An 18247-nucleotide genomic window follows, 5' to 3' on the forward strand; every position below is an offset into this window, starting at 1 on the left:
CACAGCAGGCTAGCGCCGACGCCGTTCGATCTGCACCAGCGCCGCGCCCAGCACCTCGAGGTCAACCGGTTTGGCGAACAAGTCGTGAAAGCCTGCGGCGCGTGCTTCGGCGCGGTCTTTCTCCTGCGCGTAGCCGGTGACGGCGATCAGGATCGCATGGTCGGTCCCGGGCCTGGCGCGCAGTGCCCGTGCCAGCTCGAATCCATTCATCTCGGGCAGGCCGATATCGAGCAGGCACACGTCCGGCTCGAACGCCGGCAGCGCTTCCAGCGCGGCGCCCGCCGAATGGGCTACCGACACCGTGTGACCCAGTGTCTCGAGCAGCAGCGCCAGCGTCACGGCGGCGTCTTCATTGTCGTCGACCACGCCGATGCGCAGCGCGGCCGGATTGCCTTGCTGCGCATCCGTCCCTGCAGTTGGTGCAACGGCGCCAGCGCGCGACGACAGCGGCAGCGTGACCCGGAACGTGCTGCCGCAACCCGGCCCGTCGCTGGCGGCGGTTACTTCGCCGCCATGCAGCTTGAGCAGGCTGCGCACGAGCGCCAGCCCGATGCCCAGGCCGCCCTGGCTGCGATCCAGCCCGCGCGTGCCCTGCGAGAAGAGGTCAAACGCAGTGGCGATCAGCTCGGGAGACATGCCGATGCCGTCGTCGCTGATCGTCAGGTCGAGCAGCGCGCCGCGCGTGGCCAGGCGCACCTCGATGCGCCCGCCCTCGAGCGTGTACTTGGCCGCGTTGCTGAGCAAGTTGGTCATGACCTGCACCAGGCGCTTGCGGTCGCCCACGACCAGTGCCGGCATCGGCATCGCCTCCTGCACCAGCCGATGGCCGTGCTTCTCGATCAGCGGCCGTACCTGTTCGACCGCGTCGGCCAGGACATCCTTCAGGTCAAGTTCGACGAATTCGAGCTCCACCTTGCCGCGCGTGACGCGTGACACGTCGAGCAGGTCGTCGATCAGGGATGTCATGTGGCCCGCCTGGCGCGCGATGATATCGGCAGCGCGCTGCACCATGCTTGGCTGGAGCTCGAAACTCGACAGCATCGTGGCCGCCGAGACGATCGGCGCCAGCGGATTGCGCAACTCGTGCGCCAGCATCGCCAGGAATTCATCCTTGCGCTGGTCGGCGCGGCGCAGTGCCTCGTTCAGCGCTTCCTGGTCAGTCAGCGCCCGGCGCAGCTCGATCTGGCTCATGACCTGGTGCGCCATCGTCGTGAGCATGAACTGCTGCTGCTCGGTCAGCCCTTCCGGCCGCGGTTTCTTGTCGAGCACGCACAGGGTGCCGAGCGGTACGCCGTCGCGCGTGCGCAGCACGGCGCCAGCATAAAAGCGCAGGCCGCCATCGGCCGTGACGAGCGGGTTGCAGCTGAAGCGGGGATCGTCCTGGGTGTCGGCCACGATCATCTGCTCTTGCTCCAGCAGGGCGTGGCGACAGATCGAATTATCGAGCGGCATTTCGCGCGTGCCAAGGCCGATCTCCGACTTGAACCACTGGCGCCCGCGCGCGATCAGGTTGACGGCAGCAATCGGCGCATCGAGCAGCTGGCTGACCAGGCGCACCACGTCATCGAACGAGCGTTCCGGCGGCGTATCGAGGATGCCGAAGGAATCGAGGACGGCGAGGCGTGCATCTTCATCGAAGTTGGCAGAATTGGACGTCATCGCGGGAAAGCTTCAAGTGGCACGGTAAAAGGAAGCCGGCATCGGCATAGTGGAAAAGCATGATCGGCACGCACAGATGTGCCTACCGGCCAGCCATTATAAATACCAAACCGCTACCCTGCATGTGCATGGCGTCCACGAAACTGTGCATGCCCGCCGTGGCAGGATGTTAGTTGCGGTTGCGATCGGCGAGAAACTGGATGGCGCGGGGGTGCTGCGGATTGGCGAAGAAGTCGCCGGGTGCGCCCTTCTCCAGGATTTTACCTTCGGCCATGAACCAGATGCGGTCGGCCACGTCGCGCGCGAACCCCATCTCGTGGGTCACGCAGACCATCGTCATGCCCTGTTTTGCCAGCGAGCGCATCACTTGCAGCACCTCGCCCACCATCTCCGGATCGAGCGCGCTGGTGGGCTCGTCGAACAGCATGATCGACGGCCGCATGGCCAGCGCACGGGCAATCGCCACGCGCTGCTGCTGGCCGCCCGACAGCGCGTCCGGATAGGCATCGGCCTTGTGGGCCAGGCCCACCTGATCGAGCAGCAGCATCGATTGTGCGCGCGCTTCAGCCTTGCTGGCGCGCCCCAGCTGCACCGGCGCCAGCATGCAGTTCTCGAGCGCCGTCAGGTGCGGGAACAGGTTGAATTGCTGGAACACGAAGCCGATGCCGGCGCGCAGCGCGTTCACGTCAAAGCCTTTGGCGTAGATATCGCGCCCGTCGATGGCGATGCGGCCGCCGTCGATGTCTTCGAGCCGGTTGAGCGTTCGGATCAGCGTCGACTTGCCCGACCCCGATGGCCCGCACACGACCAGTACTTCATTTTTTTCCACGCGCTCGGTGATCCCCACCAGCGCGTGATAATCACCGTAATACTTGTTGACGTTATCGAGAACGATCATCGTTCGCTTCTTTCAGGAATTCAGTGCGCGCCGACGGGCCGCCGCTGCAGGCGCCGTTCGAGCAGGAAGGCCAGGCGCGACAGGCCGAAGCACAGGATGAAATAGGTCAGCGCCAGGATCAGGTACACCTCCACCGACCGGGTGAACACGAGCGTGTTGATCTGCGTGGCGATGAACGAGACTTCCGACAGGCCGATGATGTAGCCGAGCGAGGTCGCCTTGATCGTCGAGACCAGCTGGTTCACGATCGAAGGCAGGCCGTGGCGCAAGGTCTGCGGCAGCACGACGTGGCGCAGCGCCTGGCCGTAGCCCAGGCCCAGCGAGCGGGCGCTTTCCAGCTGCCCTTTCGGCAGCGCGCGGATGCCCGCCGCCACGATCTCGGCCAGATACACGCTGTCAAACACCACCAGCACGATCAGCATCGTCGCGGCCTGCGAGGTCTTCACGCCGGTCACGGCCGGCAAGAAGAAGTACACCCAGAACAGCACCAGCAGCAGCGGCACGGCGCGCACGAGCTGCACGAACGCGCCCACCGGCAGGCTGATGGCGCGCCGGCGGCTCACGCGCGCAATGCCCAGCATCAGGCCGAGCGGCATGGCCAGCAGCAGCGCGGCGCCGGACAGCAGGACGGTGAGCACCAGGCCGCCCAGCGGGCCATCCGGGTATTGGCCGACCAGGAAGTACAGCCAGTAGGTATCGATCAGTTCCAGCATCGGGACGCTTTCATGGTCAGGCCGCCGTGCGCACCGGATAGCGGCGCTGGAACAGGTAGGCCGCCGCCGAAATAAGCAGCGAGACGGTCAGGTAAGCCAGCGTGGCAAAGGTGAACGCCTCGAGGCTGCGAAAGCTCGCCGTCTCGACGCGTGCGGCCTGGTACATCATCTCGGCTGCGCCGATCACGGTGGCCACGCTGGTGTCCTTCCACAGATTGACCGTCTGCGACAAGAGCGGCGGCACGGAAGCGCGCAGCGCCTGCGGCAGCAGCACGAGGCGCACCGCCGCGGCGCGCCCCAGGCCCAGCGAACGGGCTGCTTCCAGCTGGGTCGCGGGCACCGCGCGGATACCGCTGCGGATATCCTCGGCCATGTGCACGCCGCTGTAGAGTGTGAGCGCGATGACGGCGCATACTACTTCGGGATTGTTCGCGTACAGGATCTCGCGCAGGCCCTCGGGCAGCAGCTCGGGGAAGGCAAAATACCAGAACAGCAGGTGCGCCAGCAGCGGCACGTTACGGATCGATTCGACGAGCGTGGTGCCGACCGCGCGCAGCAGTCCGGACGTCGACGTGCGCATCACCGCCACCAGCGCGCCGAACGGCAGCGCGAAGGCGAAGCTGATCACGGTCAGCTGGATCGACAGGATGAAGCCCTGCACCAGCCAGTCGTGGTACTCGCCGGATTGCAGGATGGTCGGATCGAACAGCGCCAAGGTCAGATCTTGTCAGTGCTGATCTTGAAGGTCCGCTTGGCGATATTGGCGCGCGTGCCAGGGCCATACCATTTAACGAACAGGTTTTCGGCCGCGCCATTGGCTTCGAGCTCGCGCAGCGCCTGGTCGACGACGGTCTTGAGCCCCGCCTCGCCCTTGCGCAGACCGAGGGCGATCGGCTCGACGCCGATCGACTGCGGCAGGATCACGAAGTCCTTTGCAGCCGGGCCCAGTTTGCCGTAGTCGGCCAGCAGCGACGACTCGTCGTTGACGTAGGCCGCACCCTTGCCCTGGCGCAGTGCCTGGAACGCTTGCTGGGTATTCTCGAAGGTGACGATACTGGCCGTCGGTACGGCCTTCTTCATATTGGTTTCCTGCGTGCCGCCGCGGACCGTGACGACCTTCTTGCCCGCCAGTTGCGGCAGCGCCGTGATGCCGCTGTTCTTGCGCACCATGACCTTCGAACCGGTGACGAAATGCGTCAGCGCGAAGTCGACCTGCGCTTCACGTTCCTTGTTGTGCGTGAGCGTGGCCGCCAGGATGTCGACGTGGCCCTGCTGCAGCTCGGGGATGCGGGCCGACACGGCCAGCTGCTTGAACACCGGCTTGACGCCGATTTTCTTGGCCACGGCGGTAGCGACGTCGATCTCGTAGCCCACCAGCTGGCGCGTCTTCGGGTCGATGAAGCTGTTCGGTTCATCGGTGCCGAGCACCCCGAACACGATCTGGCCTTTTTTCTTGATGTCGGCCAGCTGGTCGGCTTGAGCCATGCCCATGGTGAGCGAACTGCCCAGCGCAACGGCGCAGAGGATGAGGGAACGGCGGTTGATCATGCAAAAATCTCCAGCAACAATATTCGATGATCGAAGTATAGAACAAACACTTATATGAGAAAACGAACTATTCGCCATAAGATCATACTGTTTTACGTATATGTACCGACGCGCGCCCGATAAGGCGTGCGACTGATTCCACGCAATATTGTCATAATTACCTGTCACGATTGCGGAACACCCCATGCTGCTCGCCACCTACAACGTCAACAGTATCAACAGCAGGCTGGACGCCCTCTTGCACTATCTCGAGGAGCGCCAGCCCGACGTCGTGTGCCTGCAAGAACTCAAGGCGCCGCAGGAAAAATTCCCGATCGCGGCGATCGAAGCGGCTGGCTACCACGCACTCTGGCACGGCCAGAAAAGCTGGAATGGCGTGGCGATCGTCACGCGCGAGCCGGCGCAGGAAGTGCAGCGCGGCCTGCCGGGCGACGACGCCGACGAGCAAAGCCGCTACCTCGAGGTGGCCTACCAGGGCATCCTGATCGCCTGCCTGTACCTGCCAAACGGGAATCCGGCGCCCGGCCCCAAATACGACTACAAGCTGGCCTGGATGGAGCGCCTGCGCCTGCGCGGCCTCGAGCTGCTGGCCGCAGGCGTGCCGGCCGTGCTGGCCGGCGACTTCAATGTGATCCCGACCGAGCGCGATGTCTACAAGCCCGAACGCTGGGTCGACGACGCGCTGTTCCGCGACGAGACCCGCGCTGCGTTCGGGCGCCTGATGGAACAGGGCTGGCTCGATTCGCTGCGCGCACTGCATCCCGACGAGACGATTTACACGTTCTGGGATTACTTCCGCAACGCGTTCGGCCGCGACGCTGGCCTCCGCATCGACCACTTACTGCTGAGCCCTGCGCTGGCGCCGGCACTCAAGGCGGCCGGCGTGGACAAATTCATGCGCGGACGCGAAAAGCCCAGCGACCACACGCCGACCTGGATTGAACTCGACCTGAGCAAAATTCCGAACAAATCCGCCTGACCCAATTCACGACGGCGCCCCCATCAATGCGCCGCGACCACCACCATAAGGAATCCTCATGAAAAAACTGCTCATTCTCGCCGCTGCCCTCGCCCTGCCGATCGGCGCGCAAGCTGTCTCGATGCCAGGCTTTTGCGCCAAGGGCATCGGCTCGGCCGAAGCCAAGGTCTGCGGCCATCCCGGCTCGGCCGAATCGGAAGGCCTGATCTACGCGATGTACCGCGCAGCGCTGGAAAAAATCGATGCCGGTGCCGGCAAGACGCTGCAGGAACAGCACACCAAGTGGTGGGACGGCGTCAAGCAATGCGCCGACGCCAAGGACATGACCACCTGCATCAACAATGCCTACGGCACCCGCGCCATGCAGCTGCAGACGGCCTACAAAGTCACCAAGGCCAAGGGCCCGGTCAAGTACACCTGCAGCGACAAGAGCAAGATCACCGCCTTCTTCCTCGAAACCACGCCAGCGTCGATGGTCGCAGCGCGCAACAAGGAACACGTGCTGCTGCGCGGCGAGCCAAGCGACAACGGCGTCGCCTACGGCAACCGCGGCGAACAGTTCAAGGAACAGAATGGCAAGGTCACCATCAAGTGGGGCGAGAACGCCAAGGAACTGAGCTGCAAGAAGGCGTGATGAGCGCTTGACCCCGCACTGCGGGATGCTTGACGAAGGGCGAACATGCGCTATGCTGTTCGCCCTTTCTTCATCTCGCCGCCACCATGCTTTCGCCCGAACAGCTCTTCGGCTTTCTCGCCGCCGCCATCCTGATCACGCTCTCTCCCGGCCCCGACAACCTGATGGTGCTCAGCACCGGCATTGCCAAGGGGCGCATGCGCGGCGTGGCCTTCGGGCTTGGCTGCGCCTTCGGCTGCCTGAGTCATACGCTGCTGGCTGTCATTGGCGTGAGTGCGCTGATCGCGGCATCACCGACGGCATTCACGGCGCTCAAGGTCGCCGGTGGCCTGTACCTGATCTGGATGGGCTGGGGCGCGATTCGCAGCCGTGGCGGCGCGCGCGTCTCTGGTGAGGGATTATCGAACGAACCGGCCGGGCGCCTGTTCGCCAAAGGCCTGGTGGCCGCGGCGATCAATCCGAAAGTGGTGTTGTTCTTCCTGTCGTTTCTGCCGCAATTTGTCGTTGCGGCGCGCGGCGATGCCAATCTGCAGATCGGCGTGCTGGGGATTGTCTTCACGCTGCAGGCGGCCGTGATCTTCGGCCTGCTCGGCTACTTTTCGGGGACGATCGGCGGGTGGCTGAATCGCACCCCCACGGCCGGCATGTGGCTTGACCGGATCGCAGGGGCAGTGTTCATCGGACTGGGGCTGCGCTTGATCGTGGCCCGCTAGTCACAGCACTGTCATGCCGACGGCTCGTGGATCGGGCAGCGGTTGAACTCCGAGCGGAATTCGCGCGAGGTGGCCATCACCTGACGCCGCGCGCGGTTGACTGACCCGAGCGGGCGGTGTTCGACGAGGCAGTTCCACTGGTCGTAGGCGATTTCGTCTTCCAGCTTTTCCAGCGACGCATCCCAGCTCGTTTGCGGTGCCAGGCGCACGCGCGCCACGGCGATGAACGGACTCAGGTCCTGCGGCCACTCGACCGAGGCATCCTCGATCGGCATCTTCTCGACATCGACGTTCAGCTGCACGCGCAGTTCCCACTCGCCGCCCTGCGACGCGAAGTGCGAGCCGATCGCGTGGCGCTGCGCGTCGTCTTCGGTCTTGATCGATGCGCCATCGAGCGCCAGCAGTTCGGGCGCGACGGGCGCCAGCGACAGCTTGGCCATGTACTGGCCGTACAGGTAGGGCGTCTGGCTGAAGTAGGTCTCGCCCAGCGGATGGTGCTGCGGCTCGCCGCCCAGTGCCTTGAGCATGCCGCTCTCGCCACCGACCGCTTCCAGTGCATTTTCAGCGGTGCGCAGCACGGCCGAGATGATCTTCTTGCCGGTTTCCGATGCGTTGGTGGTCGCTGCCAGCATCTTCACACTCTTGAGGAACCCCTGCGGATCGGGCGCCGAGAACACCGGGCCGTTCACCATCAGGAAGTCCTGCGAGTTGCCGCTCTTGGCCGTGTCGAAGCGCTCGCCCGGCACGTTCAGCACTTTCATCGCCACGGCGCGGTGGGTCGAGACACCGTCCGGCAACTGCTCGGCCGGTGGCGACGACCATCGCAGCAGCACGTCATAGGTACCGGCCTGGCCGAACAGGCCCTGGGCCAGTTGCGGCGGCAGGTTGTCCAGCACGGTCAGCTTGCCGCGCACCAGGGCGTGGCCCTTGGCGTGCACGGCGCGGCTGGCGTGGCCCTCGGCGTCTGCCACCTTCTTGGCCATATTGGCAAACACGGTTTGCAGCGCGTGGATGGTCTCGGATTCGTCGAGGCCGACGTGTTCGAACTCGCTACGGAATACGAGGGGATTGGCTGGTGCGGTGGTCGTCATTGGGGGCTCCTGAAATGAAGCCTCCAATGTAGCGAACTTCACCCATGCGCGATGTTCGCCAGAGCACCGTCCAGACCACGCGCCGTTACAGCGTGACGACTACCTGCGCCGCCTGACCGGCCTTCGCCGCAACCGGCACTTCCAGCAGGTGCTGCTGGGCGTTGAACACAAAGCGCACGGCGCGTCCGTCAACGGTCACCGCCCGCGGTTTGGCCGCCACGTTGTGCACCTTCAGCGAAAAGCCCCGTGGGACGGCAGTCATCGCCTTGCCGGTTTCGGTGGCAAAGCCGATCTCGAGCTGCGTTTTGCCGTCTGCCTCGCCCAGGCGGCTGGCAAAGCGCACGATCTCGTACTTGCCCGCCGCGAAGGCGCCGGCCGTCTCGCCATCGTCGTCATACAGCTTGCCGCTGGAGGTCTTGACCGAGGCATCGTGGTAGTAATGCAGGTCGATGTGGCGGCCCGTGTAGTCGCGCGTCGTCTGCACCACCTTTGCCATTGGCACGAACGCGCCGGCGCGCACGTAGACGGGGATGTTGGCGTCGACCGGCCGCACGGTTTCCAGGATGCCGCCCTTGTGCGCCTGGCCCGTATGGAAGTCGAACCACACGCTGCCCGTGGTCGGGAAGTACACCTCGGCGCGCGTGGCGCCCGGCTTGACGATCGGCGTGACGAGGAAATCCGGGCCCCACAGATAGGTCGAGGAGCGTTCGATCGGCTGAGCCGGATCGGTTTCGACGAACATCAGGGGGCGCATCAGCGGCATGCCGGTCTGCTGGTTGTCGAACGCGATCGTGTAGTTATACGGCAGCATCGCGTAGCGCAGCCATACCGCTTCGCGTGCCAGCACCTTGGTGCGTTCGGAGCGCAGCACGGGTTCGGACGCCACCGCCTCTTGCGCATGCGGGCGGAAGATCGGCTGGAACACGCCGTACTGGAGCCAGCGCACGTACAGTTCGTCGTCGAGCACCGCGCCGGCAAAGCCGCCCAGGTCCGAGTGCATGTACGCCAGGCCCTGCATGCCCATCTGCAGCGAGATTTCCATCTGGGACTGTAGACCGCCCCAGCTGCGGCTGACGTCACCCGACCACGGGATCATGCCGAAGCGCTGCGAGCCCGAGTAACCGGCGCGCATCAGGATGAATGGCCGCTCGGCCGGGAATTCACGCCGGTAGCCTTCGGCGATCAGGCGCGCCCAGTCGTGGCCATAAATATTGTGGACCTGGTCCGCCGTGCCGGTGCCGTGCACCAGGTTTGACGGATGCAGTTCCGGTTCGCCCAGGTCGCCCCACCAGCCCGTGACGCCGCCCTTTTTCAGGTCGCGGTAGATGTTCCACCACCAGTCGCGCCCTTCCTGTTTGTACAGGTCGATCAGGCCCGTGTTACCGAAGTAGAAGTCATACGTGGCCGGCTTGCCGGCGCCGTCCAGCGCCAGCACGTTCTTGTCGACGGCTTCCTGCCAGCGCTTGGACGTGGTCAGCACGAACGGCTCGGTGATGACCACCGTCTTGACGCCCTTGGCCTTGAAGTCGGCCATCATTTTTTCGGCGTGCGGGAACGTGTCGCGGTCCCAGTCCATATTGCCCATCGTGCCCTGCACCGTTTTGCCGAACCAGTACAGGTCGAGCACGACGGCGTCGAGCGGAATCTTCTCTTGCGCGAACTTGTCGACGATGGCGCGTGTCTCGGCCTCGGTCTTGTAGCCGAAGCGGCTGGCGAAGTTACCGAAGGCCCAGCGCGGCGGCAGCGGCTGGCGGCCCGTCAGGTCGGTGTAGCCGGCCATGACGGCGTCCCAGGTATCGCCCGCGACAACCTGGTAGGTCTTGCGCCCGCCGATGACTTCATAGCGCAGCGTACCGTCCTTGCGGCTGTCGAAATCGAGCCAGCCGACCTGTGGATTGTCGAAGTGGATCGCGTATTTTTTCGACGACAGCGCCACCGGGATCGTGAAGTTGAGCAGCTCGGAACGTTCGGCGTAGCCGTAGTCGGCCTTGTTGTACAGACGCAGGCGGTTGCCGCGCCGGTTCATGCCGAGCGCACGCGCCCCGCCGCCGTACAGCGCCTCGCCGTCGTCAAGCCCGAATTCGATGGTGTCCATGCCGTCGACGCGGCCAAAGCCACGTTTCTCGGTCACGAGTGGCTTGCCCTTGTACGTATAAGCGATGCGAAACGGCTTGCGCTCGACCGTGACCGCGATGCCGTCGGTGGCGTAGGTGATGCGCGCGCCGTCGTCCTTGAAGCTGGCCGGGGCCTGCACCGGGGCCAGGATCACCGCATGCGAGGCCGGGTCCAGCTGCTCGCCATTCGGGATGAAGGTGGTCTCGACAATCGCGCTCGAATACGGCTTGATCAGGTAGCGCCCGTCGGCCGTCGCGATCTCGAGCGTGTTGCCGTTCTGCGTGACGCTCTTGAACTGGCGCTCGGCGTTCTGCGCAAACGCGAACGTGCTGGTGACCAGTGGGAGTGCGGTGATGCACAGGGCAAGGCGGGCGATCGTGGCTATTGTCATGGCTTGGTTGTCGTTATGTCAGGTTGTGCGGCTGCAGCCGAAGCATGACAGAATTCGGCCGCCACCAACAGCCTTGCCCTACATGAAACCTGAAGACCGTTCGCCGCCTAGCAGGTACCGAGCGTCAGCAGCATCAGGCGGCCCTGGCCATCTGCGCGCTCGTTGGTCACGACGATGATGCGGCCCTGCGGATCCTGGCTCAGCGCCGACACCGACGGCGTCGAGAATTCGTCATCGGTTTTCTTGTCGAAGCCCGGCACGAGCGCCGAGATGTCTTTCCACGAGTTGCCGCTGTCCTCCGACCAGGCCAGATAAGGCCGGCCATGCAGTTTGTCGAAGCCGCCGATCACCAGCGTGCCCGGCTTGTCGCGCAGCGGCAGGAAGGCGCCGATGTACGGGTAGCTTTTGGCGCTCGTCAGCGGCTCGCGCAGTACGAACCGGAAGCTGCGGCCCTCATCGAGGCTGCGCAGCAGGCCGCCTTCGACACCGACGTAGACGATCTCGGTGCCCGGCACCGATTCGATGAACTGGACATTGCGGTTTTCCAGTTCTGGCAAGGTCAGTGGGAGTTTGGCGCCGCCCGCCAGCGCGCCACCGTCTGCGGTGAGGCGATAGGCCTCGACGAAGGCCATGTCGAGCGGGCACTCGCCGCCGACCAGCACGCGCTCCCCCAGCACGTGGAACTTGGTCGCGTAGCACATCTGCGAATCCTTCGAGCCCCGGATCACTTGCCAGGTCGCGCCGCCATCGCTTGAGGTGAGCAGGTTGTTGCCGCCGCCCGCGTTGCTGTACAGGCGATTGCCGGCCAGTTTCAGGTCCTGCATCGACAGCGTCTCGCAGAAGTAGTCGTTGCAGGTGCGCAGATCCTGGTCGCGCGGCGCGAAGCTGGTGGCGGCTGGACCCAACGAGCAGGTCGAGTGCTCATTGCTGGTCTCGGGCGTATCGGCCCACGGCTGCATCAGCCACACGTCCTGCCCCACCAGCTTGATCTTCGGCGAACGCCCGATGAAGTCGCCGACCGGTGCCATGGCGCACGCGCCCAGGTCCACGGGGCGCCAGGTCGAGGCGGCAGTCACGGGCAGCGCTGTGCGCAGGACGGCCGAACCTTCGGTCGCGCTGTTGGCCAGCGACAGGTAGGCGCTGTCGCCCCGGAACACGACCGTGTCCATCGCGCGCGTGGTCGACGACAGCAGTTCGAGTTTTGTTTCGACCGGCGTGACGGCCACTGGTGGCGGGAGCGGCACCGCCGGGTTGTCCGAGCCGCCGCAAGCGGTGACGAGGGCGCCGAGCAGCAATGCGCAGGCGATGCGGACGGCCATGGGCCTGGTGTGGTCAATCATGCGAGTCTTTCGGATCTTGTGGATGTTGTCAGTGCGCGATTCTAGGCAATCACCGGCGCTCGCTTGCGGGTTTATTGTCCGTCGACTGTCGTGAAACTGTAAGCACGGCGCAACGTGCCCGACGATACGTCTTCCATCCAAATCGCATAGAATCGTCGGATTTTGCGCGCCGGCCTGACCGGGGCGCAGTTGCAGAGGACTTGTATGGACACGACACTCGGGCGCCCGGTCAGCCAGACCCGCTCATTCGCCACGATCGCGCTGATCGAGTTGTGGGAGCGCTTCGGCTACTACGGCATGCAGGCGCTGATCGTCTACTTCATGGTGCAGCGCCTGGGATTCGACGACACCCGCGCCACGCTGGTGTGGGGCGCAGCCGCCGCCCTGATCTACGTAGCGCCGGCGATCGGTGGCTGGATCGGCGACAAGGTACTCGGCACGCGCCGCTCGATGGTGATCGGCGCGATCATCCTGTCGCTCGGCTACGCGCTGATGGGCATCCCGACGACCAACACCTGGCTGACGTTTTCGGCGCTGGGCGTGATCGTCGTCGGCAATGGCCTGTTCAAGCCCAATACCGCCAACCTGGTGCGCAAGATCTACGAAGGCAACGACTCGAAGATCGACAGCGCCTTCACCATCTACTACATGGCGGTCAACGTCGGCTCGACGGTCTCGATGCTGGCCACGCCGGCCATCAAGGACCATGTCAACGCCAACTACGCCGGTGAACTGGGCTGGCACGTGGCGTTCGCATTCTGCAGCGTCGGCCTGTGGGTGGGCCTGATCACCGTAGGCCTGTTGCGCCGTACGATCGGGCATATCGGCTCACCGCCGGACAACCTGCCGCTCAACTGGGGCAAGCTCGCGCTGGTGCTGGGCGGTGGCGTGCTGGCCGTGATCGCATCGGCCTTCATCCTCGAATACGGCTGGCTCGCGCGCCTGTTCGTGTACCTGGCGGGTCTCGTCGTGCTGGGCATCTTCATCCACCTGATCCGCACCAGCCAGGCCAGCGAACGCTCGGGCCTCGTCGCCGCGCTCGTGCTGACGCTGCAGACGGTGTTCTTCTTCATCTTCTACCAGCAGATGTCGACATCGCTGTCGCTGTTCGCGCTGCGTAACGTCGACCTGGATTTCAGCCTGTTCGGCAGCCACCTGTTCACCTGGTCGCCGGCGCAGTTCCAGGCGCTAAACGCGATCTGGATCATGCTGCTCAGCCCCGTGCTGGCCTGGGTCTACACGCGCGCCAGCGACGCCGGGCGCGACCTGTCGATCGCCGCCAAGTTCGCGCTGGGCTTTGCCGTCGTCGCCGCGGGCTTCTTCACGTACGGCTTCGCCGGCGCCTTCGCGGTCAATGGTTTGACCTCGTCATGGATCATGATCGCGGGCTACGGCCTGTATTCGCTGGGCGAACTGCTGGTGAGCGGCCTCGGACTGGCGATGATCGCGCGCTACGTGCCGGCGCGGATGGGCGGCTTCATGATGGGCGCCTACTTCGTGGCGGTCGGCATTTCGCAATACCTGGGCGGCCTGGTGGCCACGATGGCCAGCGTGCCGCAGGGGATGACTGACCCGCTGCAGACGCTCCCGATCTATACGAGCCTGTTCAACAAGCTGGGCCTGGCGGCAATCGCCTGCACGCTGATCGCGCTGGCCGCACTGCCGCTGATGCGCCGCCTGACGGCCGAGCACCACACGCACCGCTAGGGTTCTTGTAAGATGGCCGGATTGCTTCTTTTCCGATCCGGCCATCATGTCTTCCAATTCCCTCGACACCAACCTGCAGGTCGCACAGCGCGTGCACGCCATCGAACCGTTTCGCGTCATGGAAATGGTCAAGGCCGCCGCGCAGCTGCGGCGCGCGGGCCACGACATCATCAGCATGAGCGTCGGCGAGCCCGATTTCACGGCGCCCGACATCGTCGCCGATGCGGCCGTCGCCGCAATCCGCGGCGGCGTTACCCAATACACCGAGTCGCTCGGCCTGCCCGAGCTGCGCGCTGCGATCTCGGGCCACTACGCCGCCACGCAGGGCCTGGACATCGATCCGCGCCGCATCGTCATCACCGCCGGCGCCTCGGCAGGCCTGCTGCTGGCCTGCGCCGCGCTGGTCGGCCAGGGCGCCGAGGTCCTGATGCCCGACCCGTCCTACCCATGCAACCGTCATTTCGTGACCAGCTTCGGCGGCACGCCGATCCTGGTGCCCTCCTCGTTCGAGGACCGCTACCAGCTCGGCGCGCACCATGTGCACGAGCGCTGGACGGCGCGCACGCGCGGCGTACTGGTGGCCTCACCCTCCAACCCCACCGGCACGTCGATGACGCCGGCGCAGCTGCGCGACATGCTCGCTGCCGTGCGCACACGCGGCGGCTTTGCCATCGTCGACGAGATCTACCAGGGGCTGTCGTACGACCACGTGCCGGTGAGCGCGCTGGCGCTGGACCCGGATGTGATCACGGTGAACAGCTTCTCGAAATACTTCAACATGACCGGCTGGCGCCTGGGCTGGCTCGTGGTGCCCGACAGCCTGGTGCCCGTGTTCGAGAAGCTGGCGCAGAACCTGTTCATCTGCGCGCCGACGATCGCCCAGCATGCGGCGCTGGCCTGCTTCCAGCCCGAAGCGCTGGCGATCTTCGAAGCACGCCGCCAGGAATTCCAGCGCCGCCGCGACTATCTGGTGCCGGCATTACGCGAGCTTGGGTTCGGGGTGCCGGTAATGCCCGACGGCGCGTTCTACGTCTACGCCGACATCACCGCGCTCGATCATCCGCTGCGCGGCGACAGCGCGGCGCTGAGCATGGCGCTGCTCAATGACGCGCACGTGGCAATCGTGCCGGGAGATGACTTCGGCGTGGCGGCACCTGCGCGCCATGTGCGTTTTTCGTATGCGACGAAGTATGAGCGGATCGAGGAAGCGGTGGCGCGGCTGGCGCGGCAGCTGAGGCGCTGAAGGCCCGGCACCGTCAATCCTCGGACACCGGCGATACTGCGACCAGGTCGACGAAGGCACGCAGCGGCGCCGGCATGCGTCGGCTCGGGAAATACAGCTTGGGGCCGTCGAATCGTTGCCACCACGTTGTCAGGACAGGCTCGAGACTGCCGTTCTCGAAATACGGATCGAGCCAGTTCCTGAAAGTGCAGATCAATCCATGTCCGGCGCGCGCCAGTTCGATACCGGCAGCGGCTGCATCGACGCCGATGATCAACCGGCTCGCCGGATCGACGGTGATTTTTTCACCGTCACGCTCGAAGTCCCACGCAGTGAGCGCGCCGCTGGCAAAACGCAGACGCACGCACTGGTGCGCCATGACGTCGCGGGGATGCGCGGGGTGGCCATGCGCCCGCAGATACGATGGCGCCGCGGCGAGCGCCAGCTCCTGGTAGCGCGGCCCGATGGGTACTGCAATCATGTCCTTCGCAAGATGTTCGGGATAGCGAATGCCGGCCGCACAACCCTGCGCAATCGTGTCCGTCAACCGGTCATCCACGACCAGTTCGACGCGCACTGCAGGGTGCGCAGCAAGAAAGCGGTCGATCAACGGCGGCAAGATGTCGACCATGACCGAACCGGCCACATTCAGTTTCAGTAATCCGGTCACTGACGTCGACGCGGCGCTGATCTCTTGCAGGGCGGTGCGCGTTTGGGACAACAAGGGGCCCAGGCGGGCTTCCAGCTCGCGCCCTGCTTCCGTTGGCGTCACGCTGCGCGTGTTTCGGGTCAGGAGGGGCAAGCCAAGCTGCTTTTCCAGACGCGTGATGGTGTCGCTGACATTCGACGGCGCCAGTCCCAGCCGTTTGGCGGCGGCGCGGAATCCCTTCGCATCGCACACGGCGATAAACACGGAAAGATCGTCCAGGGATGGCTCGCGATTGTTCTTCATGGCGATCAGTCTATTCTGAAACCACCGTCTTATCAAACTGGCTGGCCTCTTCTACACTGGTTTGCGCCGGATCCGACCGCCCGACAGGCGGCGTGTCCAGGCGCCCAGTGATCGCTGGAGAGAACGCACAAGTAGTGCCGTTCTTCTGGCTGATGTGTTTGCGACCCTTTTGAAAGAACCCCATGCCAGCATCCAACGACGCCACGTCGACCAACCCGACGAGCCCGTTTACCTCATGGCGAGGCGACCATGCCGGACTGCGCGTGCCGGACTTTGAGGCCGCTGCCGCCTGGTACACCGGTACGCTCGACTTTCGTCTGATCCGCACGATGGCCCTTGGCGAAAAAACCCTGGCTTTTCTCGCCCCTGCTGCTGACGATAGTTTTCGCATCGAGTTGATTGCCGGTCCCGGCTGCGCACCGCGTCCCGCGTACGACCAGCTGATCGATACCCATGCCGTCGCGGGATGGCACCATCTGTGCCTGCGCGTCGAGGATGTCGATGCCGCGATCGGTGAACTGAGACGTCGTGATGTGAGGATCGTCAGCGAACCGCGGGACGCCCCCGGACTGGCGCTGCGTTTTGCTTTTTTCAGCGATCCATGGGGCAATCTGATCGAACTGACGCAGCCTCTATGGAACATTCAAGCTGCCGATTAGCCTGAACAGCAACATAGCCCGACGTGCGCTGACGTCGCCGGCATATAAACAAACGGCTACACCAGCCGCTGGCGCGGCCATCGTTGATAAAGCCAGCAGTCCGGCGTGTGCATCCCGTATCATGCCATCTTCAAAAGGCATCCCATTGGTGTCATTCCATGCCGTTTGCAATGCCAGCTGTTTCCACTCAGAGAGGTGAATGCACAATGCGCATGTCAATTTCAATCGTCCTGCTGGCCGCGTTCTCGGCCGGCACAGCCCATGCCGACGCCCTCGACGCTGCCATTGAACGCATGATGCTGGCCCGCCAGGTACCGGGTCTGGCGGTGGTCGTGGTCAAGGACGGCAAGATCGTGCGTGAACGGGGCTATGGCCTGGCCAACGTGGAGCACCGCGTGCCGGTCACGCCGGACACCGTTTTCCAGTCCGCTTCGACCGGCAAGACGTTCACGGCTGCATTGGTGCTGTTGCTCGAGAAAGACGGCAAGCTGACACTCGACGACCCGATCTCGCGCTACCTGGACAACACGCCGACCGCATGGAAAGCCATCACGATCCGCCACCTGCTCACGCACACGTCCGGCCTCGGCGACCCCTACACGAAAATCGACCTGCGCAAGGATTACAGCGATGATGAACTGATCGCACTGGAGGCGTCCCTGCCCCTGTTGTCTGCCCCCGGAGAGCGCTTTGCCTATAGCAATGCCGGCTACCACCTGCTCGGCTTTATTTGCAACCGGGTTGGCGGCAAATATTTCGGCGACCAGCTTGAAGAACGCATCTTTGCGCCGCTCGGCATGACAACCGCGGGCGTGATCAGCGAATCGGACATCGTACCGGGCCGCGCCGCGGGCTACGAGCGGATCGCCGGCAAACTGCAGAATCAGCGCTGGGTGGCGCCCAGCCAGAACCGCACTGCCGATGGCACAATCCAGCTGAGCGCCCGCGACCTGGCGCGCTGGAGCATGGCGCTCGACGGCGATGCCGTTCTCGATGCCCATGCCAAGGCCGCCAGCTGGACGCCGGCGCGCCTGAACGACGGCAGCAGTGCTCCCTACGGTTTGGGTTGGTACGTGGGCAGCCAGCAGGGCCACCGTGTTGTCCAGCATGGCGGCGCCTGGCAAGGCTTCAAGGCGGCCCTCGCGCGCTACCCCGATGACCGCCTCACGGTGGTAGTACTGGCCAATTCGGCTGCTGCACGCCAGGGCAAGATCGCGGACATGATCGCCGCGCACTACGTGCCCGCACTGGCTGATCCGCGCCCGCCGGCCATTGCAGACCGCGCGCCTGCCGACACCGCCGGCGCGCGCAAGGTGATTGGCGAGCTGGCTGCAGGACAGATTCCCGCAGGCCTGTCCGAAAGCGAACGCGGCCGATTCAATGGGCGATGGGTCACGCAGATTGCCACCGAGTTCCGTGATTACGGCCCATTACGCAACGTCGATGTGCTGGCACGCAGCAACGAGGGAAACGGCAAGCAGGCACGCTATCGTTTCCTGTTCGAGAACGAGACCGTGCTGGTGGCGCTGGAGCAAGACCGCAACGGGCTGATCAAGCAGCTGGGCGTCTCGCTGGAATAGCCTCGCGGCGTGGACACAGCGCAGAATTGGCACACACCGGGTGTAG

General features: G+C 64.6%; 16 protein-coding genes. 7 read left to right on the forward strand and 9 right to left on the reverse strand.

What is annotated here, in order from left to right; all coding sequences use genetic code 11:
* Positions 1-9: 9 nt before the first annotated feature.
* The 5 genes from AC1MGT_RS01600 to AC1MGT_RS01620 all read right to left on the reverse strand — a co-directional run bounded on the left by AC1MGT_RS01600 (position 10) and on the right by AC1MGT_RS01620 (position 4818).
* Positions 10-1659, reverse strand: a complete 1650-nt coding sequence (locus AC1MGT_RS01600; RefSeq protein ID WP_499502716.1) for a hybrid sensor histidine kinase/response regulator — start codon at positions 1657-1659, stop codon at positions 10-12.
* A 169-nt stretch (positions 1660-1828) separates the two neighbouring features.
* Positions 1829-2557 carry an amino acid ABC transporter ATP-binding protein gene (locus tag AC1MGT_RS01605; RefSeq protein WP_499502717.1) on the reverse strand — a complete coding sequence of 243 codons (729 nt, stop codon included), beginning with the start codon at positions 2555-2557 and terminating at the stop codon, positions 1829-1831.
* Between the two features lie 20 nt (positions 2558-2577).
* Positions 2578-3270, reverse strand: coding sequence for an amino acid ABC transporter permease (locus AC1MGT_RS01610; RefSeq protein WP_499502719.1), 693 nt, complete (start codon positions 3268-3270; stop codon positions 2578-2580).
* Between the two features lie 16 nt (positions 3271-3286).
* Positions 3287-3985, reverse strand: coding sequence for an amino acid ABC transporter permease (locus AC1MGT_RS01615; RefSeq protein WP_499502721.1), 699 nt, complete (start codon positions 3983-3985; stop codon positions 3287-3289).
* A 2-nt stretch (positions 3986-3987) separates the two neighbouring features.
* Entirely contained in the window at positions 3988-4818 is an 831-nt protein-coding gene (locus AC1MGT_RS01620) for an ABC transporter substrate-binding protein (protein ID WP_499502722.1), read from the reverse strand.
* A 184-nt stretch (positions 4819-5002) separates the two neighbouring features.
* On the opposite strand from AC1MGT_RS01620, the gene xth reads away from it, so the two are divergent.
* The 3 genes from xth (at position 5003) to AC1MGT_RS01635 (ending at position 7144) form a co-directional block, all read left to right on the forward strand.
* Positions 5003-5797, forward strand: a complete 795-nt coding sequence (gene xth / locus AC1MGT_RS01625; protein WP_258834520.1) for an exodeoxyribonuclease III — start codon at positions 5003-5005, stop codon at positions 5795-5797.
* A gap of 58 nt (positions 5798-5855) precedes the next feature.
* Positions 5856-6431 carry an MliC family protein gene (locus AC1MGT_RS01630; protein ID WP_258834521.1) on the forward strand — a complete coding sequence of 192 codons (576 nt, stop codon included), beginning with the start codon at positions 5856-5858 and terminating at the stop codon, positions 6429-6431.
* An 86-nt stretch (positions 6432-6517) separates the two neighbouring features.
* On the forward strand, positions 6518-7144 hold the full coding sequence (locus tag AC1MGT_RS01635) for a LysE family translocator (protein ID WP_499502724.1): 627 nt from the start codon (positions 6518-6520) through the stop codon (positions 7142-7144).
* A gap of 11 nt (positions 7145-7155) precedes the next feature.
* Here AC1MGT_RS01635 and AC1MGT_RS01640 read toward each other — a convergent pair whose 3' ends face one another.
* From AC1MGT_RS01640 to AC1MGT_RS01650, 3 genes are all read right to left on the reverse strand, one after another.
* On the reverse strand, positions 7156-8235 hold the full coding sequence (locus AC1MGT_RS01640) for a catalase family protein (protein ID WP_499502725.1): 1080 nt from the start codon (positions 8233-8235) through the stop codon (positions 7156-7158).
* Positions 8236-8320: 85 nt separating this feature from the next.
* Positions 8321-10741 carry a glycoside hydrolase family 31 protein gene (locus AC1MGT_RS01645; protein ID WP_499502726.1) on the reverse strand — a complete coding sequence of 807 codons (2421 nt, stop codon included), beginning with the start codon at positions 10739-10741 and terminating at the stop codon, positions 8321-8323.
* A gap of 107 nt (positions 10742-10848) precedes the next feature.
* Positions 10849-12081 carry a beta propeller repeat protein gene (locus AC1MGT_RS01650; protein WP_499502727.1) on the reverse strand — a complete coding sequence of 411 codons (1233 nt, stop codon included), beginning with the start codon at positions 12079-12081 and terminating at the stop codon, positions 10849-10851.
* Between the two features lie 204 nt (positions 12082-12285).
* On the opposite strand from AC1MGT_RS01650, the gene AC1MGT_RS01655 reads away from it, so the two are divergent.
* On the forward strand, positions 12286-13788 hold the full coding sequence (locus AC1MGT_RS01655) for a peptide MFS transporter (protein ID WP_499502728.1): 1503 nt from the start codon (positions 12286-12288) through the stop codon (positions 13786-13788).
* Between the two features lie 46 nt (positions 13789-13834).
* On the forward strand, positions 13835-15031 hold the full coding sequence (locus AC1MGT_RS01660; RefSeq protein WP_499502729.1) for a pyridoxal phosphate-dependent aminotransferase: 1197 nt from the start codon (positions 13835-13837) through the stop codon (positions 15029-15031).
* A 13-nt stretch (positions 15032-15044) separates the two neighbouring features.
* Here AC1MGT_RS01660 and AC1MGT_RS01665 read toward each other — a convergent pair whose 3' ends face one another.
* A complete protein-coding gene (locus tag AC1MGT_RS01665; protein WP_499502730.1) occupies positions 15045-15962 on the reverse strand; it encodes a LysR family transcriptional regulator in 918 nt (305 codons plus the stop codon).
* A gap of 182 nt (positions 15963-16144) precedes the next feature.
* Between AC1MGT_RS01665 and AC1MGT_RS01670 the strand changes: the two genes are divergently transcribed.
* Entirely contained in the window at positions 16145-16621 is a 477-nt protein-coding gene (locus AC1MGT_RS01670; RefSeq protein WP_499502731.1) for a VOC family protein, read from the forward strand.
* Positions 16622-16833: 212 nt separating this feature from the next.
* Complete coding sequence (locus tag AC1MGT_RS01675; protein WP_499502732.1) at positions 16834-18201, forward strand: serine hydrolase domain-containing protein; 1368 nt, start codon at positions 16834-16836, stop codon at positions 18199-18201.
* Positions 18202-18247 lie beyond the last annotated feature (46 nt).

The sequence above is a fragment of the Telluria sp. BA11 genome (assembly GCF_056680305.1).